18 protein-coding genes and 1 pseudogene are annotated in these 20,807 nt (G+C 76.2%); 11 read left to right on the forward strand and 8 right to left on the reverse strand.

All coding sequences use genetic code 11. The features are described 5' to 3' along the window. Nucleotides 1-7 precede the first annotated feature (7 nt). The 9 genes from J5O08_RS05045 to mutM all read left to right on the forward strand — a co-directional run bounded on the left by J5O08_RS05045 (nt 8) and on the right by mutM (nt 6,663). Entirely contained in the window at nt 8-700 is a 693-nt protein-coding gene (locus J5O08_RS05045) for an ABC transporter ATP-binding protein (protein WP_147796048.1), read from the forward strand. Next, nucleotides 697-2,367, forward strand: a complete 1,671-nt coding sequence (locus J5O08_RS05050; protein WP_308281373.1) for a DUF6297 family protein — start codon at nt 697-699, stop codon at nt 2,365-2,367. The genes J5O08_RS05045 and J5O08_RS05050 overlap by 4 nt, the downstream gene beginning before the upstream one ends. Then, nucleotides 2,364-2,936: a 16S rRNA (guanine(966)-N(2))-methyltransferase RsmD gene (rsmD, locus tag J5O08_RS05055; protein ID WP_218705750.1), complete on the forward strand. Its 573-nt coding sequence runs from the start codon at nt 2,364-2,366 to the stop codon at nt 2,934-2,936. Before J5O08_RS05050 ends, rsmD begins: the two co-directional genes overlap by 4 nt. A gap of 18 nt (nt 2,937-2,954) precedes the next feature. After that, a complete protein-coding gene (coaD, locus tag J5O08_RS05060) occupies nt 2,955-3,458 on the forward strand; it encodes a pantetheine-phosphate adenylyltransferase (RefSeq protein ID WP_218705751.1) in 504 nt (167 codons plus the stop codon). Further along, complete coding sequence (locus J5O08_RS05065) at nt 3,455-3,955, forward strand: hypothetical protein (protein WP_218705752.1); 501 nt, start codon at nt 3,455-3,457, stop codon at nt 3,953-3,955. Before coaD ends, J5O08_RS05065 begins: the two co-directional genes overlap by 4 nt. 147 nt (nt 3,956-4,102) lie before the next feature. Then, nucleotides 4,103-4,681: a DUF177 domain-containing protein gene (locus tag J5O08_RS05070; protein WP_308281374.1), complete on the forward strand. Its 579-nt coding sequence runs from the start codon at nt 4,103-4,105 to the stop codon at nt 4,679-4,681. A gap of 2 nt (nt 4,682-4,683) precedes the next feature. Beyond that, on the forward strand, nt 4,684-4,878 hold the full coding sequence (gene rpmF, locus J5O08_RS05075; protein WP_147796053.1) for a 50S ribosomal protein L32: 195 nt from the start codon (nt 4,684-4,686) through the stop codon (nt 4,876-4,878). A 59-nt stretch (nt 4,879-4,937) separates the two neighbouring features. Continuing rightward, complete coding sequence (gene rnc / locus J5O08_RS05080) at nt 4,938-5,732, forward strand: ribonuclease III (RefSeq protein ID WP_218705753.1); 795 nt, start codon at nt 4,938-4,940, stop codon at nt 5,730-5,732. Nucleotides 5,733-5,739: 7 nt separating this feature from the next. After that, nucleotides 5,740-6,663, forward strand: a complete 924-nt coding sequence (gene mutM / locus J5O08_RS05085) for a bifunctional DNA-formamidopyrimidine glycosylase/DNA-(apurinic or apyrimidinic site) lyase (RefSeq protein ID WP_218705755.1) — start codon at nt 5,740-5,742, stop codon at nt 6,661-6,663. A gap of 115 nt (nt 6,664-6,778) precedes the next feature. Here mutM and J5O08_RS05090 read toward each other — a convergent pair whose 3' ends face one another. Both J5O08_RS05090 and J5O08_RS05095 read right to left on the reverse strand, forming a co-directional pair. After that, nucleotides 6,779-7,528 (reverse strand): hypothetical protein, encoded by a 750-nt coding sequence (locus J5O08_RS05090; protein ID WP_218705756.1) that lies wholly within the window; start codon nt 7,526-7,528, stop codon nt 6,779-6,781. An 86-nt stretch (nt 7,529-7,614) separates the two neighbouring features. Beyond that, entirely contained in the window at nt 7,615-8,562 is a 948-nt protein-coding gene (locus tag J5O08_RS05095; protein WP_147796057.1) for a phosphoglycerate dehydrogenase, read from the reverse strand. A 199-nt stretch (nt 8,563-8,761) separates the two neighbouring features. On the opposite strand from J5O08_RS05095, the gene J5O08_RS05100 reads away from it, so the two are divergent. Next, nucleotides 8,762-9,391 (forward strand): response regulator transcription factor, encoded by a 630-nt coding sequence (locus tag J5O08_RS05100; protein ID WP_217613968.1) that lies wholly within the window; start codon nt 8,762-8,764, stop codon nt 9,389-9,391. An 86-nt stretch (nt 9,392-9,477) separates the two neighbouring features. Here the strand turns inward: J5O08_RS05100 and J5O08_RS05105 are convergent, their stop codons facing one another. The 6 genes from J5O08_RS05105 to J5O08_RS05130 form a co-directional block, all read right to left on the reverse strand. Further along, the gene (locus J5O08_RS05105; protein ID WP_218705758.1) at nt 9,478-11,394 is read right to left on the reverse strand and encodes an HNH endonuclease signature motif containing protein; all 1,917 of its coding nucleotides are present in this window, start codon (nt 11,392-11,394) and stop codon (nt 9,478-9,480) included. A 137-nt stretch (nt 11,395-11,531) separates the two neighbouring features. Then, nucleotides 11,532-13,484 carry a GAF domain-containing sensor histidine kinase gene (locus J5O08_RS05110; protein ID WP_218705760.1) on the reverse strand — a complete coding sequence of 651 codons (1,953 nt, stop codon included), beginning with the start codon at nt 13,482-13,484 and terminating at the stop codon, nt 11,532-11,534. Continuing rightward, complete coding sequence (locus tag J5O08_RS05115; protein ID WP_218705762.1) at nt 13,469-15,526, reverse strand: amino acid ABC transporter ATP-binding/permease protein; 2,058 nt, start codon at nt 15,524-15,526, stop codon at nt 13,469-13,471. The genes J5O08_RS05110 and J5O08_RS05115 overlap by 16 nt, the downstream gene beginning before the upstream one ends. After that, nucleotides 15,523-17,403, reverse strand: coding sequence for a thiol reductant ABC exporter subunit CydD (cydD, locus tag J5O08_RS05120; protein WP_218705764.1), 1,881 nt, complete (start codon nt 17,401-17,403; stop codon nt 15,523-15,525). The genes J5O08_RS05115 and cydD overlap by 4 nt, the downstream gene beginning before the upstream one ends. A gap of 15 nt (nt 17,404-17,418) precedes the next feature. Beyond that, nucleotides 17,419-18,501, reverse strand: coding sequence for a cytochrome d ubiquinol oxidase subunit II (gene cydB / locus J5O08_RS05125; protein ID WP_218705765.1), 1,083 nt, complete (start codon nt 18,499-18,501; stop codon nt 17,419-17,421). Between the two features lie 12 nt (nt 18,502-18,513). Then, nucleotides 18,514-19,998: a cytochrome ubiquinol oxidase subunit I gene (locus tag J5O08_RS05130; protein WP_218705766.1), complete on the reverse strand. Its 1,485-nt coding sequence runs from the start codon at nt 19,996-19,998 to the stop codon at nt 18,514-18,516. Between the two features lie 470 nt (nt 19,999-20,468). On the opposite strand from J5O08_RS05130, the pseudogene J5O08_RS05135 reads away from it, so the two are divergent. Next, nucleotides 20,469-20,807: pseudogene (locus tag J5O08_RS05135) on the forward strand (transcription termination factor Rho); the annotation flags it as partial.

Raw genomic sequence — 20,807 nt, forward strand, 5'->3', positions numbered from 1 at the left:
GCTGCCCGTGTCGAAGCAGCCCGTGATCCGTGCCGTCGATCTGCTCGTCGGGTACGGCGGGGAGCCCGTGTGCGCCCCGGTCTCGTTCACCCTCCCGCCCGGGAAGGCCCTCGCGCTCGTCGGCGCGAACGGCTCGGGCAAGTCGACGGTGCTGCGCGCCGTGCTCGGCCTGCTGGAGCCGGTCGGCGGCCGGGTGGAGGTGCTGGGCCGCGCCGTGGACGAGCGCGAGGTCGGGTTCCGCACCCGGGTGTCGAGCGTGCTGGACGACGACGCGTACTTCCCGGCGCTCACGGTCGCCGAGCACCTGTACCTCACGGCCCGCGGGCACGGGGTGCAGGGCGCGGACGCGGTGGTGGACGAGCTGCTGGACGAGTTCGGGCTGACCGAGCACGCCGCGGCGCTGCCGGTCGCGCTGTCCTCGGGCCAGCGCCGTCGCCTGCTGCTCGCGGCCGGTCTCGTGCGCCCGCGGTCGCTGCTGGTGCTCGACGAGCCCGAGCAGCGCCTGGACGTCGCGATGCGCGACCACCTGGCGCAGCGGCTGGTCGACGAGAAGCGCGCGGGCGGCTCGGTGCTGCTGGCGACGCACGACCCCGAGCTGCTGCGCGTCGTGGCGGACCGCGCGGTGCTCGTCGCGGACGACCACTCGCGCCTGCTCAGCACCGCGGACGCCGTCGAGGCGCTGCGGCCGGGCGTGCTGTGAGCGAGTTCGCCGCCACCGCCGACGACGCCCCCGCGCCCGCGGCCGGCTGGGACGACGTCCCCGAGCCCGCCGTCGCCCCCACGCAGGGCCGGACGCCGGTCCCGGGCGCCCGCTCGATCCGCCGGTACACCGCGCAGGTCGCCAAGCGCCGGTCGGGCGCGGGCATCGGCGAGGTGCTGGGCGACGTCTACTACGCGGTGGTCATGGCGGCGATCGGCCTGGGCGTCGCCCTCGGCCTCGCCGGGCAGCTCCGCTCGACGCTGCCGCACGTGCCCGACGAGGCGCTGCGCTCGGGCATCAGCCTGCCGACGGTCGTGGCGGTGGCCGCGTTCGTCGTCGCGGGCGTGGTGCTGTCGCTCAGCGCCCGGCTCGGGCCGGTGGGCGCGGGCGGCGCGGAGGCGACCTGGTGGCTGGGGATGCCGGTGGACCGCCGCGGCCTGCTCCGCCCGGCCTCGCTCCGGCTGCCGATCGCGTCCGGCCTGATCGGCGGGGTGGTGCTCGCGCTGCTGGACGGCGGGCTGCTCGCGGACCACGGCCTCGGCCACGTGCTGCGGCTGGGCGGCACGGCCGCGCTGGTGTGCGCCGGGCTGGCGCTGCTGGCCGGGCACCTGCAGAGCCGCGGGGTGCCGCGCCGGGTGACGGCGCTCGCGGGCGACGCGGTCATCGGCGTGGCGCCGGTGCTCGCGCTCGTCGCGGCGCTCGCGGGCTGGCGGGTCGCCGCGCTGCCGGACGTCGCCGGGTGGGTCCTGGTCGTGCTCGCGGTGGCGGTGGCCGGCGCGTGGTGGTGGCTCGACACCCGGCTCGGCCGGATCCGCGGCCGCGACCTGCGGGAGAGCGGCTCGGTCGCCACCCAGGCCGCCGGCGCCCTGGTGTCCATGGACTCGCGCGAGCTCGGCCGGGCGCTGTCGGACTCGGCCGCGCGGCCGCGGCGGCGCCGGGTGCGCCGGATGCGGCTCGTCCGGGGCCCGGTGTCGGCGGTGGTCGTCGCGGACGTGACGGTGCTGCTGCGCTCGCCGCGGCACCTGGTGCAGCTCGTCGTGTCGGCGCTGGTGCCGGTGGTCGTCGTCATCACGCCGCAGCTCGCGGGCGTGCTCGGCGTGATCCTCGCGGTGCTGGTCAGCGGGTACGTCGGGATGCTGGCGACGGGGGAGGGCGCGCGCCGCGCCGAGATGGCCCCGATCGTCGACCGGCTGCTGCCGATGTCGGCCAAGGCGGTCCGCCGCGCGCGGCTGATCGTGCCGGGGGTGGCGATGCTGCTCTGGTCGGCCGCCGCGTTCGCCGCGGTCGGCCGCTGGGAGGGCGAGGTCGGGCCGTGGCTGCTGCTCGGCGTGGTGTCGGCCCCGGTGTGGGCGGGCGCCGCGCTGCGCGCCGCGTACCGGCCGTCGCCCAACTGGGAGGGCCCGCTGGTGGCGACGCCGATGGGCGCGCTGCCCGGCGGCGTCGCGGCCGTGCTGGCCCGCGGCCCGGACGTCGCGGTGCTCGGCATGGTGCCCGTGGTGCTGTCGGTCGCGCTCGGCACGGTGCTGCCGCAGGTCGTGGTCGTGCAGGCCGCGGTCTCGGCGATCGCGCTGGCCGTCGGGTCCAGCACCAGCACCAAGACGATGATGGAGCGCATGACGGACATGCAGGAGACCGCCGAGGCCGAGAAGAAGCGGGCCGGCCGGTGACCCGGATCGTGGCGGGGTCGGTCGGCGGCCGCACGCTCGCCGTGCCGCCGTCGGGGACCCGCCCGACGAGCGAGCGGGTGCGCGAGGCGCTGTTCTCCCGGCTCGAGCACCTGGACGCCGTCGAGGACGCGCGGGTGCTGGACGGCTACGCCGGCTCGGGCGCGCTCGGCCTGGAGGCGGCGAGCCGCGGGGCCGCGCACGTCGTGCTCGTCGAGTGGGGGAAGGCCGCCGCCGAGGTGTGCCGGAAGAACGTCGCGGCGCTCGGCCTGCGCGACCGGGTGGACGTCGTGCGCGAGCGCGTCGAGGCCTACGTCGCGCGGCCCGCCGAGCCGTGGGACCTGGTGCTGCTGGACCCGCCGTACGACGTCCCCGACGCGACGCTGGCCGAGGTGCTGGCCGCGCTCGTGCCGGCGCTGACGGTCGAGTCGGTGGTGGTCGTCGAGCGGTCGACGCGCAGCGGCCCGCCGCCCTGGCCGACCGCGATGCACGGGTTCGACACCCGGACGTACGGCGACACCGCGGTGCACCTCGGCGCGCGCAGCCCGGTCGACGAGGAGCCCCCGGCCTGACGGCGTAGGTTGGGGCGCGTGGTTCTCGCGGTCTGCCCCGGCTCCTTCGACCCCTTCACGCTCGGCCACCTGGACGTGGTGCGCCGCGCCCGGCGTCTCGCCGACGAGGTGGTCGTGCTCGTCGCGCACAACGCCGCCAAGCGGCCGCTGCTCGACGTCGACGCCCGCGTGGCGCTGATCGAGGACGCCGTCGCGGACGTCCCGGGCGTGCGCGTGGCGTCCTCGTCCGGCCTGCTGGCCGACGAGCTCCGGGCGCTCGGGGCCGACCTCGTCGTCAAGGGCCTGCGCGGCGGCGCGGACTTCGACGCGGAGCTGCCCATGGCCCTGATGAACCGGCACCTGTCGGGCGTCGAGACGGCGTTCGTCGTCGGCGACCCGTCGCTGTCGCACGTCGCCTCGTCGCTGGTGAAGGACGTGGCGCGGCACGGCGGCCCGATCGACGACCTGGTGACGCCGGCGGTGGCCGCGGCCGTCCGCGCGGCGCTCAGCACCCCCACGACGGCCGACGGGAGCCGCGCATGACCGAGCAGAGCAGCACCGGGCCCCAGCCCCGCCACGAGGGCCTCACGGCCGTCCTGGACGCCCTGGAGCAGGCGGTCCAGGCCGCGCGCGCCGTGCCGATGTCGGCCTCGGTGCTCGTGAGCCGCGCCGAGCTGCTGGACCTGGTGGACCAGGCCCGCGCGGCGCTGCCCACGCAGATCGGGCGCGCCGACGAGGTGCTGGCCGCCGCGGACGCCGAGCGGGCCGCCGCGCGTGCGGACGCCGAGCGGATCGAGGCGGCCGCGCGCCGCCGGGCCGCGGAGCTGGTCGAGCAGGAGTCCGTCGTCGCGCAGGCGACCGAGCGTGCCGCGCAGATCGTGCGCGAGGCCGAGGAGACCGCCCGAGGGCTGCGCCGGGACGCCGACGACTACTGCGACCGGCGGCTCGCCGACTTCGAGATCGACCTCGGCAAGGTGCTGACGCAGGTGCAGGCCGGGCGGGCGAAGCTCGCGGACCGGCTGGAGGACGGCGAGGGCTGACCGGGGTCGCCCGGCGGATGTGCCGGCGGATGTGACCCAGGCCGCCCGCCGGGCGATTGGGCGGAGGGCGACCCGTGCCGTAGGATCGACCGTTGGTCCCGCCGGTCAGCGCAGGGACCGAGACCCCTCACGACAGGAACCGGGACCGTGGAGCGCGCCAACCACCTCGATCCCCGCTCGCCGTTCGTGCTCGACACCCACGAGCTCGGCCGACGTCCGGGATCGATGCGGCGTACCCGCGTCACGGTGCCGGCTCCCGAGGACCTCGGTACCGACGTGATCGGCGTCCCCGTCGGCGACGACGTCGAGCTGGACCTCCAGCTCGAGGCCGTCATGGAGGGGGTGTTCGTCTCCGGCTCCGTGCGGGCCCGGGCGGTCGGGGAGTGCGTGCGCTGCCTGGACGAGGTGGTCGAGGATCTCGACGTCCGCGTCCAGGAGCTGTTCGTCTACCCCGGTCGCGCGGAGGCCGCTAAGGACAGCGGTGACGACGAGGAGGACCTCCCCGAGCTCGACGGCGACCTGGTCGACGTGGAGCCCCTGGTTCGGGACGCGGTCGTGACTGCGCTACCGTTCCAGCCGTTGTGCCGGGACGACTGCCCCGGGCTGTGCTCCATCTGCGGGGCGCACCTCGCGGACGACCCGCAGCATTCCCATGAGACCCTTGATCCTCGGTGGGCCGCCCTCGGTGGTCTGCAGAGCACGCTTGACGAGAAGAGAGAGAGCTAGCCGTGGCTGTTCCGAAGCGCAAGATGTCGCGCAGCAACACCCGTGCGCGTCGGTCGCAGTGGAAGACCACTGCCACGACGCTCAGCACCTGCCCGCAGTGCAAGTCGAACATGCGCCCGCACCAGGCGTGCCCGACGTGCGGCGCCTACGCCGGTCGGCGCTACGCCGAGGCGATGCGGACCGAGCACGCCGGCTGAGCCGACGCGCCTAGGCCCGGCGCCCCGGTGACGCACCGGAGGGCGCGGGCCGCCGCACGATGAGCACCACCGCAGCACAGCTCGCCCAGCAGCTCGGGGTCCACCTGGACCCCGAGCTGCTGGTGCTCGCCCTGACGCACCGGTCGTTCGCCCACGAGGCGGGCGGCATCCCGACCAACGAGCGCCTGGAGTTCCTCGGGGACACCGTGCTCGGCCTGGTCGTCACCGAGGACCTGTACCGCCGGCACCCCTCGCAGTCCGAGGGCGAGCTCGCGAAGATGCGCGCGGCCACGGTGTCGCAGCGGGCGCTCGCCGAGGTCGCCCGCACGCTGGACCTCGGGTCCTACGTGCTGCTCGGCAAGGGGGAGCTCGCCACCGGCGGGCGGGACAAGGACTCGATCCTGTCCGACACCCTCGAGGCGCTGTTCGGCGCCGTCTACCTGTCGCACGGGCTCGAGACCTCCCGCGAGATCGTCATGCGCCTGGTCGGTCCCCGGCTGGCCCAGGCGGCCGACCTGGGCGCGGGCCTGGACTGGAAGACGAGCCTGCAGGAGCTGACCGCGACGCTCGGCATGGGCGCGCCCACCTACCAGGTGACCAGCGCCGGGCCGGACCACGCGCGCGTGTTCACCGCCGACGCCGTCGTCGCCGGCGACGTGTACGGCACCGGCACGGGCACCGCGAAGAAGCTCGCCGAGCAGCGCGCGGCCGAGCTGGCCTGGACCGCGCTGCGGGACGGGGCCGAGGCCGCCGCGGGCGGGACGGATGCCGACGGGGCGGATGCCGACGGGGCGGCCGCCGACGGCGAGCCCGCCGGGTCCGCCGCCCCCGCGACCGCGCCCGCCGCGGACTGACCCCCGCGTGCCCGAGCTCCCCGAGGTCGAGACCGTCCGGGACGGCCTGGAGCGGCACGTCGTGGGCCGCTCGGTCCGCGCCGTCGAGGTCCGCCGCCCGTACAGCGTCCGCCGCCACCTCGCCGGCCCCGACGAACTCGCCGGGCGGCTGGCCGGCCGCACGCTGACCGCCGCCGTGCGCCGTGGCAAGTTCCTGTGGCTGCCGCTCGACCACCCCGGCGCCGCCGGCGCCACCCCCGACGACGCGCTGCTCGCGCACCTCGGCATGAGCGGCCAGCTGCTCGTGCGCGGCACGCCTGCCGACGTCGAGCAGGGCGGCGCGCACACCCACCTGCGGGTCCGGCTGCTCCTCGACGACGGGGGTGCGCTCGACTTCGTCGACCAGCGGACCTTCGGCCACCTGTCCGTCGTCGACCTGCTGCCCACGCCGGACGCGCGCCCGGGCGGCGCGGGTTCGGACCTGCCGCTGGTGCCGGCCCCCGTGGCGCACATCGGCCGCGACCTGCTCGACCCGGCCGTCGACCGCGAGGCCGTCGCCCGCGCGATCCGCCGCCGCAGGACGCAGATCAAGCGCGCCGTGCTCGACCAGGGCGTCGTGTCCGGGGTCGGGAACATCTACGCCGACGAGGGCCTGTGGCGCGGGCGCGTCCACCCCGCGACGCCCACGGCCGACCTCGACCAGGCGACCGCCCTGCGGGTGCTCGACGGCGTCGCCGGGGTGATGTCCGACGCGCTCGCCCAGGGCGGCACGAGCTTCGACGCCCTGTACGTGAACGTCAACGGCGCGTCCGGGTACTTCGACCGCTCGCTCGCCGTCTACGGGCAGGCGGGCGAGCCGTGCCCGCGGTGCGGCACGCCGGTCGTGCGCGAGCCGTTCATGAACCGCTCCTCGCACTTCTGCCCGGTCTGCCAGCCGGCGCCCGCGGGCTGACGGTCCCGGCGTACGGCGCTGAGCGTCCGCCCTGCGCGCCGACGGGGCGGACGTGCCGGGCCGACTGTCCGACCTGCACGCCGACCGTCCCGGCCCGCGGCCCGGCGCCGCGGCCTCAGCCCGCCAGCGCCCGCAGCTCCGCCGCCACGCCCGCGCTGACGGCCTCCGGCCACGGGTACCGCCGCGCCGTCGACCCGAGCGTCCAGCCGTCGAGCGCCAGCGCCGCGACCAGCTCCCGGTCCGGCAGCCGCTCGCCGCGCGCCACCGGAGACCCGGCCCGGGTCGTGTCGACCGCGCCCGGCGCCAGCTCGACGCCCGTCAGGGCGAGGAACCGCACCATCGCGACGACCCGCTCGGAGCTCGCGCAGGCCGCCAGCAGCTCCGGGAGCTCCGGCTCGTCGTGCGCGGGCAGCAGGTCGTCGAACGCCTCCTCCGCGATCCGGCTCACCAGGGCGTCGACCAGCTCCTGCACCGAGCCGTGCATGCTGAGGATCCAGTCGGGGTCCCGGCCGCTCTCCTCGGCGACCCGGTCCAGCGTCAGCGCGTCCGTGCCGCCCTCGCGGACCAGGCGCAGCACCGCGTCGGTCAGCGGCGACGCGTCCCGGAACGGCTCCGCCTCGAGCGCGAGGTCCAGGTTCGACGCGCACTGGTGGGGTGCCGGCAGGCCGGCGTAGTCGGCCACGGCGGTCAGCGCGCGGCCCCACCAGCCGTCGTCCGGCGGGTGCACCCCGGCGTAGAACCCCAGCAGGCAGCCGTCGACCGCGAGGGCGGCGACCGTCTCGCGCGGATCGGGCCCGGCGGGGTCGCCCGGGCCGACGGGCAGCAGGTCGACGCGGTCGCGCAGGGTGGGCGCGGCGGTGGTCATCGAGGTGCTCCTCTTCTCGGGGAGCAATCCACTGTACCAACTGGACGGTTCGGCGCCCGGGGCCCGCCGCGTCGCCCCTCCGCCGGTCAGCGCCGGACGACGTTCCGCAGCGGCTCGCCGCGCTCGAACGCGCCGATGTTGTCGGTGAGCAGCGTGTCCGCGCCCACCGGCCGGCCGCCGGCGGCGTGCGGGGTGATGAGCACCCGCGGCTCGTCCCACAGCGGGGAGGACGCCGGCAGCGGCTCGGTCTCGAACACGTCGAGCGCCGCGCCCGCGATGCGGCCGCCCGCGATCGCCGCCAGCAGCGCCTCCTCGTCCAGCGTCGACCCGCGCCCGACGTTGACCACCCAGGCGTGCCGGGGCAGCCGCGCGAACACCGCGGCGTCGAGCGCGCGCCGGGTCGCGGACGTGGCGGGGAGGATGCCGATGAGCACGTCGGTGCCGGGCAGCGCCTGCGGCACCTCCGCGGGCGTGATGACCGGGTAGCCCGCCCGCTCCCCGGCGCGCGACGCCACCCCGACGACCTGCGCGCCGAGCACCGTGAGCAGCGGCGCGAGCCGGGCGGCGATCGAGCCGAACCCCCAGATGAGCACCCGCGCCCCGGACAGCGACCGGAACTCCCCGCCCTCGTGCGGCAGCCGCTGCATGCCGCCGAGCTCGTCCGCCCAGCGGTGCTGGTCCTGCGCGCGCACCAGCTCGGGCAGCCGGCGGGCCGCGGCGAGCACCAGCGCGAGGGTGTGCTCCGCGACCGGGCCGTCGTGGAGGCCCCGGCCGGACGTGATCGTCACGTGCGGCGGGAATCCTGCGCTCAGCACCGCGTCGGGGCCGGCGGCGAGCGTCTGCACCCAGCGGAGCCGGCCCATCCGCCGCGCGGCGTCGGCGAGCTGCGCGGTCGGGTTCCCCCAGGCGACCAGCGCGTCGGCGTCCACCAGGTGCTCCGGGACCGGCTGCTCCACGTCGTACGTCGCGGCGCGGACACCCTCGGGGAGCGTGGGGGACAGGGGGATCGAGGAGGGCAGCAGCACCGTCGTCATGGACGGGAGCGTGGCGCACCCGGCGCCGTCGCGCCAGGGGACGCGCCTCGAGGCCGCGGCGCCGTGCGCCTGCCAGCGGGGGAACTCGCGACGGGCCGGTGCGCCGGTGCCCGACGCGGTCGCCCGGGCTGGATACGATGACCGCGTGTCCGCCACGAACAGCGCAGTCCAGCCGGCCCGCTCCGGGGAGATCTCGGTGATGATCGTCGACGACCACGAGGTCGTGCGGCGCGGCATCGCCGAGGTCGTCGAGCGCGCCGACGGCATGAAGGTCGTCGCCGAGGCCGGGTCCGTCGCCGACGGCGTCCGCCGCGCCGGGCTGGTGCACCCCGACGTCCTGCTGGTCGACCTGCAGCTGCCCGACGGCACCGGCATCGACCTCATGACCCAGGTGAAGGCCACCCTGCCGACCGCGCGGGCGATCGTGCTGACGTCGTTCGACGACGACGACGCGCTGGCCGCCGCCCTCGAGGCCGGCGCCGCCGCGTACCTGCTCAAGAGCGTCCGCGGCGCGGAGATCACCGACGTCGTGCGCGCGGTGGCCGCGGGCCGCACGCTGCTCGACGAGCGGACCGTCACCCGCCGGCGCGCCGGCCACGAGGACCCGACCGAGAACCTCACGCCGAGCGAGCTCAAGGTGCTCGACCTCATCGGCGACGGCCTGTCCAACCGGGAGATCGCCGAGCGCCTGGGCGTCGCCGAGAAGACCGTGAAGAACCACATCACGTCGCTGCTCGCGAAGATGGGCCTGCAGCGCCGCACGCAGGTCGCGGCCTGGGTCGCGGCGCGGCGGCACTCCGGCTGGCGCGCGGAGACCAACCACTCCTGACGACGGGGCTGGCGCCGCGCGTCTCCTGGCGCGCGGCCCCGTGAGCCGCCCGAGCAGCAGGGCTGCCGGGCCGGGACAGGGGCTCCTCAGAACGGGGGCGGCTCGTCGTACGGGTCGGCGGTCGCGTCGTGGCACTGCCCGGTGCCGGGTCTGGTGAGGTACCGGTGGCCGGTGGGGGTGAGCCACTCGAACAGCCCGGGGCTGATCTGGCGCAGCCGGAAGCCGCCGTCCGTCTTCAGGCGGTGGTGCCGGTGGCAGACCAGTCCGAGGTTGTCGGCGTCGGTGCGACCCAGGGGCGCGTCGGGGTCGCCACCCGGTTGGGGGTGGAACTCCGTGGTGTGGTCCAGCTCGCAGGCGCAGGCCGGGACCCTGCAGCCGGGTGCCGCGCAGGTCTTGTCGCGAATGCGGATGAGGTCGGCGAGGGCGGCGGGTGGTCGGTAGCGTTCTCGTCCGACGTCCAGGACCCGGTCGGTGATTGGGTCGGTGACGACCCGCTGCCAGACCCCGCCGATCGCCAGCGCCCGGGCCTGGACGGCGTCGATGGGGCCGTGGCCGTCGAGGTGGGCGGTCTGGTCGTCCAGGCCGAGCAGGGTCGAGGCGGGGATCGTGATCCGGACCTCGGCACCCGGACGGCCCGAGCAGCGGGTGCAGCCGCGACGTGCGGGCGCGGGTGCGGCGCTGAGGCCGAGGGCGGTTGCAGTGGTCCCGGTCGGCGCGCTGGGCCCGGTGGCCCCGGCCGGTGCGCCGGACGCCATGCGCTCGGTCCGGGCGCTCGGCGCGGTCGCGACGGTGTCGGGCTCGACCTCGCCCTCACCCTCGGTGTCGGTGGCGGCCCCTGGCGGTACATCCAGTGCTCCGCCCGGCGAGGCAGGCTGGCCCACGCCGGCGACTGCGTCGGTGGCGGTGGCGGCGGCGGTGGCGGTGGCGGCGGCGGGGTCGTCGAGCGGGGTGAGGGTGGCGATCGGGATCGGCTCGACCGGGCGGGTGAGCAGCGCACCGTCCCGGTCGGTCATGGTCGCCCCGTTCCACGACCGTCGCGGCTCCGGCGGCACCGGCAGGCCCGGGGACAGGTGGACCTCGAACGCCGGACCATCCGACGCGGGGACGTCCCCGACCACCAGGTCGCGCAGACCATCCGCGCGCAGCTGGTCCAGGGTCCGGTCGTCACCCAGCGCCTTGGCGGTCTTCGCGGCGTGGGTCAGGACGCCGTCGACGCGCAGCGCGTCCGCCGCGTCCAGGACCAGCCACATCGAGGCCATGCCGTCCGGCTGCGGCCGGGGGTGGGAGACCTTCCTGGTGCACCGGGCGCGCTCCCGGCGACTCGCGGCGCCCTCGGGGTCGACCAACCGGATCTCCCGCGCCACCCGCTGCCGGAGCTCGGCGACCGAGCACTGGTCGGCCTCGGGCAGGACCGCGTCCTCCACGGCGTGCGCGACCTGGAACGACACGTCCGCCAGCTCGGCGGTCAGGACCTGGGCCTTGGCGGGGTCGAGGTGCCCGACCTCCAACGCCTGCCGGGTCGCGCCGAGCATCCCGTCGAGCACCAGGGCCCGGTGCACGGTCTTGGTCGCGGTGACCCGCGGCCACCCGAGGCGCATCTGGAGCTCGTCGCCGGCCACGCAGGCCTGCGTCGGGGGCGCACCGGCCAGAGGGGACCACTGCGGGCTCATCTCGTCCCGGGAGGCGAGCTCGGCGACCATGGCCAGCTTGCGGGCGTGCTGATGACTCTCGACCCGGTCCTGCGCGGCGATCACCTCGACCAGGATCTTCGAGGACAGCACCCGCAGGTCCAGCCCTCGCAGCCAGGCGTCCAGCTCTGGCCCCGGCGGGCACGCCGCGATCGCCTCGACCTGCCGCTGCTCACCGGTCCGAGGCGCGCCACCGGCCGCCACGACGGGGTCCGGGCCGAAGTCCGTCAGGCACGTCCCGTCGGGCCCGTAGACCGGCAGCACGACGGCGGCGACCGGGTCGCCGTCGGGGTGTTCCTGCAGGTCAGATGCCATGGAACGACACTACCGACGGCCACCGACACGACCCCGGCGACCGGACCACGCCCTGGGGACGACGCACGACGACGCCACCTGTGGACGACTCGACACCCGCTCGAGGAGCCGCACGAGCGGGCGCACCCAGGGCGCGCTCAGCCGAGCGGGACCTCCCAGGACAGCAGCGTCCCCTGCCCGCCGGGCGCGACCCCGAGCGAGAACGTCCCGCCGTGCTGCCGGGCGCGCGCGGCCAGGTTGCCCGTCCCGGAGCGGCGGTCGCGGGTCGCGGGCAGGCCGGCCCCGTCGTCCTCGACCTCGACGTGCACGGTGCCGAGCGGGCCCGCGCCGCGGACGGTCACGCGCACGGCGACCGAGGACGCGTGCGCGTGCCGGGCGGCGTTCGCCAGGCCCTCGCGGACGACGGCGACGACGTCGTCGGTGCGGTCGGGGCCGATCCGCTCGTCGATGAGGTCCGCGACGATGTAGTCGCCATCCGGCACGGACTCGCCGTCGAGCAGGACGATGAGCGAGGGCGCGAACCCGAGCCCGGTGCGGGCCAGCGAGGCCTCCCGGCGCAGCCGCTCGACGATGCCGGTCGCGGCGTCCGGGTCGCGCAGCGCGTAGACGATCTGCCGGATCTGCCGCACGGAGGCGTCGACGTTGTCGAGGGCCTCCTCGACGATGCTGGTCAGCTCGGACGGGTCGACGCCGCGGGACGCCCGGCGGCGCACGGTCTCGAGCTGCATGCCGGTGGCGAACAGCTGCTGGATCGCCAGGTCGTGCAGGTCGCGGGCGATCCGCTCGCGCTCGTCCAGCAGCGCCGCCTGGTCCTGGGCGTGCCGGGCCTCCGCGAGCACGAACGCCAGCGCGGCCTGGGACGCGAACGACTCCGCGGTCGCCAGGTCGCCCCCGTCGAAGGCCAGCGTGCCGACCTTCCTGAGCAGGATCAGCACGCCGACACCCCGGCCCGAGGTCTGCAGCGGGGCGAAGAGGGCGGAGCCGAACGCGCGCATCGCCGGCACGGTGATCCGGCTGGACCGGGCGAGGGAGTCGATGATCAGCCCCTGGCCCTCCTCCATGACCGACCAGGTCGGCCCGCCCGGGGTGAGCTGCGCGCCGACGAGCGCGTCGGCGTTGTGGCCGTCGGCGAGCTCGATGAGCAGCTCGCCGCCGACGCCGGGCAGGGCGAGCGCGGCGGCGTCCGCGTCGGCGACGTCCCGGGCGGTCGCGGCGATGTGCGCGAGCGCGTCCTCCTCGTCGGCGCCGGACAGCAGCATGGTGGTGATGTCCTGGCCCGCGCGCAGCCAGTGCTCGCGGCGGGCGCCCTCGGCGAACAGCTGGGCGTTCGCGACGGCGACGCCGGCCGTGGCGGCGAGCGCGATGACGGTGGTGGCGTCCTTGTCGGTGAAGCCGCCGTCCTTCTCCGACAGGTACAGGTAGCCGTACACCTGGTCCCGCACGCGCACCGAGGCGCCGAGGAAGGACCCCATCGAGGGGTGACCCGCGGGCCAGCCCTGGAACGCGGGGTGCTCCGTGAGGTCGTCCAGCTTGAGGACGCCGTGGACCGGGATGTGCCCGAGGACGCCGCGGGCGTGCGGCGGGTGACCCATCATCGCGGCGGCGGCCGCGGGGACGCCGGTCTGCACGAACGTCGTGGACTCGCCGCGGGAGTCGAGGACGTTGATCGCCCCGTACGTCGCGCCCGTCAGCTCGACGGAGACCCGGACGAACCGCTCGAGCACGCCCGGCAGGTCCAGGCCCGAGGCCACGGACAGCACGGCGTCGAGCAGGTCGGCGAGCTCGTCGCCGGTCTCGGACGCGGTGCCGAGCTCGAGGTGCGAACGCCCGCCGGGCTCGCGGACGTGGATGGTGGTCGTGACGCCGGGGCCGTAGGTCGGGGCGGCGACGCCGAGGGCGGCGGCGCGCTGCTCGGCGGCGGCCGCGTCCTGCGGGCGGGGTCCCGGCTCGCGCCGGGCGGGCGCGTGCGGGTCGTGCGGCGCGGTGCCCCGGAGCGCGGGGTCCTGCGGTGCGGGGTCCTGCGGTGCGGCGTCCCGCGGTGCGGCGTCGTGGGGCGCCGCGTCCTGGCGTCCGGTCAGCTCGTCGGCCATGTGCTCGTCGTCCCACCCTCGTCCTGCTCGCTGGCGTGCGCCTCACCGTACTGGGCGTCGGTGGCCAGCAGGTGCGCGTGCGTCCCGCGCGCCGCGACCCGGCCCTCGCGCAGGACCAGCACCTCGTCCGCCGCCTCGAGCGGGGCGAGCCGGTGCGTGACGACGAGGACACCGCGCGCGGCCGCGTCGTCGAGCGGCCCGGCGGCGCCGGCGGGGGAGGGGGCGGCGTCGCGCGGGGCCGCCAGCAGGTCGCCCACCAGGCGGTCGGCGGTCGCGGGGTCCAGGTGCTCGGCCGGCTCGTCGACGAGCAGCAGCGGCGCCGTCGCGAGCAGCGAGCGGGCCAGGAGCAGCCGCCGGCGCTCGCCGCCGGACACGCTGCGGGCGTCCGGGCCGAGCGCGGTGTCGACGCCGTCCGGCAGGCCCGCGAGCCAGTCGCCCAGCCCCGCGCGGTCCAGGGCGGCCCGGGTGTCGTCGGGCGTCGCGTCCCCGCGGGCGACCCGCAGGTTCTCCAGCACGGTGGTCTCGAAGATGTGCGCGTCCTCGGTGGTCAGTGCGAGCCGCGCCAGCCGGACGGTCGGGTCGACCTCGGCCAGCGGGATGCCGTCGAGGAGCAGCTCGCCCGCCCGCGGGGGCAGGAAGCCGGCGAGCGTCAGCAGCAGGGTGGTCTTGCCGACGCCCGACGGGCCGACGACGGCCACGCTGCGGCCCGGCGCCAGGTCCAGGTCGAGCCCGGTGACGACCGGGGCGCGGCCTGGCCAGCCGACGGCGAGGCCGCGGGCGGTGAGGCGGGCGGAGGCCGGCGGCGCGGTGGCGTATCCGGCGAGGGTAGGGAGGGGGAGCCCGGGAGCCGGGGCGTCGGTCGCGGGGGCGTCGGAGGCGGAGCGATCGGGGGTCGCCGTGGCGGGGGCATCGGCGTCGCGGGCGACCGCACCCACGGACGCCGCACCCACGGACGCCGCACCCACGGACGCCGCGCCCTCGTCCGGCGTCGCCGCGTCGTCGAGGACGGCCATCAGCCGGGCCGCCGCGACGCGGGAGCGGTGGAGCTGGATCGCGGCGGCCGGGAGGACGCTCGTCGCCTCGAACGCGGCGAGCGGCGTCAGCACGATGACCGCGAGGTCGACCTCGGCGATGTGGCCGGCGGCCAGGGCCGGCACGCCGACGAGCAGCGCCGCGAGCACGGCGATCCCGACGGCGAGGTTGCCGAGGCCGGCGGCCAGGGCGGCGGGTCCGGCGCCGCGGTCGGTCGCGCGCGCCAGGTCGGCGTCGGCGGCGCGCAGCCGGGCGAGCTCCGTGCCGGTGCGGCCCTGCACCGCGAGCGGGCCGGCGTCCTCGAGCAGGCCGAGGGAGGTGGCGGCCATCTCGGCGCGCGCGTCGGCGGCGCGCTGCTCGGTCGCCCGGGCGGCGCGCTGGGCGAGCCACGGCGCGACCACCCCGGCGAGCACGAGGCACACCGCGAGCGTCAGGCCGGCGGCGGGCAGGAACAGCCCCATCGCGACGACGGTGCCCAGGCCGAGCACGGCGGCGACCGCGGCGGGCAGCAGGCCCCGGACGACGACGTCGCCGACGGCGTCCACGTCGGCGCCCACCCGGGCGAGCAGGTCGCCGCGCCGCAGGCCGAGCGTGGCGCCGGGGCGGCCCGCGGCGAGCCGCTCGTACAGCGTCGTACGCAGCCGGGCCATGCCCCGGAGGGCGACGTCGTGCGAGACCAGCCGCTCCAGGTAGCGGAACAGGCCGCGGCCGATGCCGAACGCGCGGACGGCGACGGTCGCCACGGACAGCTCGAGCACGGGCGGCATCTGCGCGGCGCGGGTGATGAGCCAGGCGGAGACGGCGGCCAGCGCGACCGCCGAGCCGAGGGCCGCCACGCCCAGGACGACGGCCAGCGCCACCCGGCGGGGATCGACGTCGAGCAGGCGCACGGCGCGCCACAGCGGGTCGGCGGCGAGGCGGCGGGCGAGCGGGCCGCGGGGGGTGGCGCCCGCGGCCGCGCCGGCGGCGCGATCGGCCGCGGCGCGCGGGTCGGTGGTCGCGGTGCTCATCGGTCGCCCTCCCCGGGGGCCGGGGCGGTGCCGGACACGCCGGCGGTGGTGACGAGGGCGGACTCGGCGGCGCCGAGGCGGGCGACGGCCGCGCCGGCGCTCGGGGCCCGGTCCGGGTCGCCGGCGGGACGGTCGGCGTGCGCCCGGTCCGCGTCCGCCTCGCCCGCACCCGCCTCGTCCGTGTCCGCCCGGTCGGCGGCGGGCAGCGGCGCGGACCGCACCGTGACCACCTCGTCGGCGAGCGCGATCAGCGACGGCCGGTGCGCGACCAGCAGCACGGTGCGCCCGGCGGCCCGCAGCGCCCCCACGGTCGCCAGCACGACGCGCTCGCCGGCGGCGTCGAGGTGCGCCGTGGGCTCGTCGAGGACGACCAGCGGCGCGTCCGACAGCAGGGCCCGGGTCAGGGCGACGCGCTGGCGCTGGCCGACGCTGAGCCCCGCCCCGCCGCGGCCGAGGTCGGTGTCCCAGCCGTTTGGCAGGTCCGCGACGACCGCGTCCAGCCCGGTGAGGGCGGCTGCCTCGTCGCGGCGGGTGCGCGCGGCGGGGTCGAGCTCGGCGTCCTCGGCGCCGGACACGAGCCGGCTGACGGACGCCGGGTCGAGCACGGGCCGCTGCGGCAGCCAGGCGACCTGCGGCCAGTACGTGCCGGGGTCGACGTCGGCGAGCGGCACGACGCGGCCGTCGGCGCCGACGAGCTCGACGGCGCCGGCGTCCGGCCGGAGCAGGCCGAGGAGCACGTCGACGGTGGTGGACTTGCCCGCGCCGCTCGGGCCGGTGACGGCGACGGTGCGGCCGGGTGCGAGCTCGAGGTCCAGGCCGGCGGGCGCGAGCAGGTCGCGGCCCGGCGCGCGGACGGTGACGCCACGCAGCCGGACGGTTGCGCCGCGCAGGTCGGGGGCGGGGGTGGCGCCCGCGGGCGGGACGGGGGTCTCGAGGACCCGGAACACCTGGTCGGCCGCGGCGACGCCGTCGGTGGACGCGTGGAACTGCGCGCCGACCTGGCGGAGCGGGAGGTACACCTCGGGGGCGAGCACCAGCACGGCGAGCCCGGTCGTCAGGTCGAGGTGGCCGTAGACCAGCCGCAGGCCGATGCCGACGGCGACCAGGGCGACGGCCAGGGTGGTGAGGAGCTCCAGCACCATGCCGGACAGGAAGGCGACCCGGAGCGTGCCCATCGTGGCGCGCCGGTGGGCGTCGCCGAGCGCCTGCACCCGCTTCGCCGGGCCGCGCTCCCGCCCGAACGCGCGGAGCGTCGTCAGCCCGGCGACGAGGTCGAGCACCTGGGACCCGAGGCGCTGCATGACCCGGAGGCTGCGCTCGGAGCGGCCCTGGGTGAGGTGCCCGATGAGGACCATGAAGATCGGGACCAGCGGGATCGTCCCCGCGGCGATGGCGGCGGACACCCAGTCGAGGTCGAGGATCACGACCAGCACCGCGGGCGTGACGGTGGCCGACAGCACGAGCTGTGGCAGGTACTTCACGAAGTAGGGCTCGAGGGCGTCGAGCCCGCGGGTCGCCAGCGTGACGACCCGCGCGCCCTCGCCCTCGGCCAGCCAGCGGGGCCCGAGCGCCGCCGCCCGGGCGACGACCTGCTCGCGCAGCTCGGCGACCGCGCGGGTCGCCGCCCGGTGCGCGTACCGCTCCTGCACGCCGACGGCGAGGGCCCGCGCCGCGACGACGGCGGCCAGCCACCCGACCCGCGGGAGCAGGTCGGGCAGCGTGGCTCCGTCGTGCGCGGCGGCGGCGAGGACCTGCGCGAGCAGGATCGCCTGGGCGATCACCAGGCCGGCCGTGACCAGCCCGAGGGCGACGGTCAGGGCCAGGTACCCCCGGGCGGCGCGGGCGTACCGGAGCAGGCGCGGGTCGAGCGGCTTCACGCGGTCGATCGTCCCTCAGGCGCGGGTGGAGCCGTCGGGGGAGGTGCCCCCGTGGCCCGTGGACGCGCCGGTCGTCGGCAGCACCGCGGCGAACGTCAGCCCGGTGTGCTCCGGGATGTGCTCGGCCGAGATGCGCTTGCGGAACACCCAGTACGTCCAGCCCTGGTAGAGCAGGACGACCGGCGTGAGGATCACGGCCACCCAGGTCATGATCGTCAGCGTGTAGTCCGTGGAGGACGCGTTGCGGATGGTCAGCGAGTTCGCCGGGTCGAACGCCGGCATGACGTCCGGGTACATCGAGCCGAAGATCAGCACGACGGCCGCGACGATGACCACGGACGACCACACGAACGCCCAGCCCTCGCGGCGCGCGCGGGTGGTGACGACCACCGCGAGCAGCCCGACGGCGGCGAGCGCCACGGCGGCCCAGGTCCAGGTGACCGAGTAGGCGAGCTGCGCCCACACGGCCCACGCCGCGGCGACCACGAGCGTGATCGGCGCCAGCCGGGCGGCGAGGACGCCGGAGCGCTCGCGCATGTCGCCCGAGGTCTTGAGCGCCAGGAAGATCGCGCCGTGCGTGACGAACAGCAGGGCCGTCACCGCGCCGCCCAGGAGGGCGAACGGGTTGAGCAGCGCCCAGAAGCCGCCGACGTACTGGTGGTTCGCGTCGAGCTCGACGCCGCGCACCAGGTTGGCGAACGCCACGCCCCAGAGGATGCCCGGGATGTACGAGCCGAGCATGATGCCGCGGTCGGCCCAGGCGCGCCAGGTGTCGGTGTTGATCTTGCCGCGCCACTCGAACGACACGATCCGGAAGATCAGGCCGACCAGGATGAGCAGGAGCGGCAGGTAGAAGCCGGAGAACAGGGTCGCGTACCACTCGGGGAACGCGGCGAAGGTCGCGCCGCCGGCGGTGATGAGCCACACCTCGTTGCCGTCCCAGACGGGGCCGATGGTGTTGATCATGACCCGGCGGTCCTTGTCCTTGCGGCCGAGGAACGGCAGCAGCATGCCGACGCCGAAGTCGAAGCCCTCGAGCACGAGGTAGCCGGTCCACAGGACCGCGATGAGCACGAACCAGATGAGCGGGAGATCCATGGCCGCCTCCTCTCAGTACGCGAACGACAGCGGGCGCTCGGCCGCGTCGGGGTCGCTCGGGTCGGGCCGGTTGTCGGGGTTGTCCGTGCTGTAGTCCTTCTCGGTGTCCGCGACGCCCTCGACGGCGTACCGCTTCATCAGGCGGAACCAGAACACCGCCAGCACGCCGTACACGAGCGTGAAAGCGACCATCGAGATGACCACGGTGGTCGGGCTGACCACCTCGGAGACGCCGCGCTCGGTGAGCAGCCAGACGCCGTCCACGCCCCCCGGTGCCGGGTAGACCACCCAGGGCTGGCGGCCCATCTCGGTGAAGATCCAGCCGAACGACGAGGCCAGGAACGGGGTCGGGATGGCCCAGATCGCGATGCGGGCGAGCCACTTGTTGTCCGAGACCCGGCCCTTGCGCGTGAACCACAGCGCGGCCAGCGCGAGCGCCACCGAGCCGGCGGCCAGGCCGATCATGAGGCGGAACGCCCAGTACGTGACGGTGAGGTCGGGGATGTAGTTGACGCCCTCGCCGTACTGCTCCTCGTAGCGCTCCTGCAGGTCGTTGACGCCCTCGATGCGCGACGTGAAGTCGTTGTTCGCGAGGAAGGAGGTCAGGCCCGGGATGCTGATGAGGTGCGCGACGCCGTCGCAGTTGTTCGTCAGGTCGCCGATCGCGAGGATCGAGAAGGCCGCGCCGTCCTCGGTCTCGCACAGCGCCTCGGCGGCGGCCATCTTGGTGGGCTGCTGCTCGAACATGAGCTGGCCCTGCGCGTGGCCGGTGATGCCGAGGCCGACGCCCGAGATCAGCATGGTGAACACGCCGAGCATGACGGCCGGGCGGTAGACCGTGCGGGCCTTCTCGCTGTCGCCGTTGCGCACGAGCCGGACCATCCACCAGGCGGCGATGCCCGCGACGAAGGTGCCGGCCGTGAGGAACGCGGCGGTGACGGTGTGGGGGAACGCCGCCAGCAGCGTGCTGTTGGTGAGCACCGCGACGACGTCGGTCATCTCGGCGCGGCCGGTCTCGGTGTTGAAGGTCGTGCCGACCGGGTGCTGCATCCACGAGTTCGCGGCGAGGATGAAGTAGGCGGAGAGGTTGGTCGCGATCGCGACCGCCCAGATCGACGCCAGGTGGATCTTCTTGGGGAGCTTGTCCCAGCCGAAGATCCACAGGCCGAGGAACGTCGACTCCACGAAGAAGGCGGCGAGGGCCTCCATGGCGAGCGGGGCGCCGAAGACGTCGCCGACGAACCGGGAGTACTCGGACCAGTTCATGCCGAACTGGAACTCCTGCACGATGCCGGTCGCCACGCCGATCGCGAAGTTGATCAGCATGAGCTTGCCGAAGAACTTGGTGAGGCGGAGCCAGGTCTCGTTGCCGGTGCGGACCCAGATGGTCTGCATGATCGCGACGAGCGGGGTCAGACCGATCGTCAGCGGGACGAAGATGAAGTGGTAGACGGTGGTGACACCGAACTGCCAGCGTGCCAGGTCGAGGGCTTCCACGGGGGTGTCCGTCCAGGTGCTGAGGCGAGTGGTGGTGGGGGCGCGACTGACTGGGGGAGGGTCGAACGGCCCAGGTCAGGGCCGCCCGTCGACGGTATTGCGCCCCGATTCACAAGCGTAGGACAAAGGTCCCGCGATCTGACGCGATGTCGTCTCGTTGTGACTGGTTTCACGAGCGTGACCTACCGCACGTCCCGCGGACCTCTGTGCGATACTGACTGCGGTCTCCCGGGATCCACACACCCCGGGCGCCACCGTGCTCGCCGCACCAGCGCATCGCGCTGCCAGGCGCCGCCGGCCGGCCGACCCCGACCCAGGGGATCGCGCGGCCAGGCAGGCGATGGCGCCGAACGCCCGTGCAGCGGCCGACACCGACGACTTCCGTCGCCGCGGACCCGCGAGCGACGACCGACGGCCCGATGGGCGCCGAGCGTGTGGCCGGCGTACCCGGGCGTGCAGGAGCACCGCGCGTGACGCTCGACAACACCTCGGACAGCACCACCACCGCAGCGCAGACGGGTGGTGACGCGCCGGCCGAGACCGCTGCGCCCGCCCGCAAGCGCACCACCCGGACCCGCGCCACGCGGGCCACCAAGGCCGCGGAGCCCGCGGCCGACACGCTGGACTTCACGGTCGGCGACGGCGCGGAGGCCGCCGCTCCCGCGCAGGAGGCGCCCGCCAAGCCGGTGCGCCGCCGGGCGCCGCGCAAGACCGCCGCGCAGAAGGCGGCCGAGGCGGCCGCCGCGGAGGAGGCCGGTGCGCCTGCCGCCGAGGCTGCGCCCGCCGAGGTCGCGCCGGCCGCCGACGCC

It is taken from the genome of Cellulomonas sp. PS-H5, from assembly GCF_019265565.1.
In the GTDB taxonomy this organism is placed as follows: domain Bacteria; phylum Actinomycetota; class Actinomycetes; order Actinomycetales; family Cellulomonadaceae; genus Cellulomonas.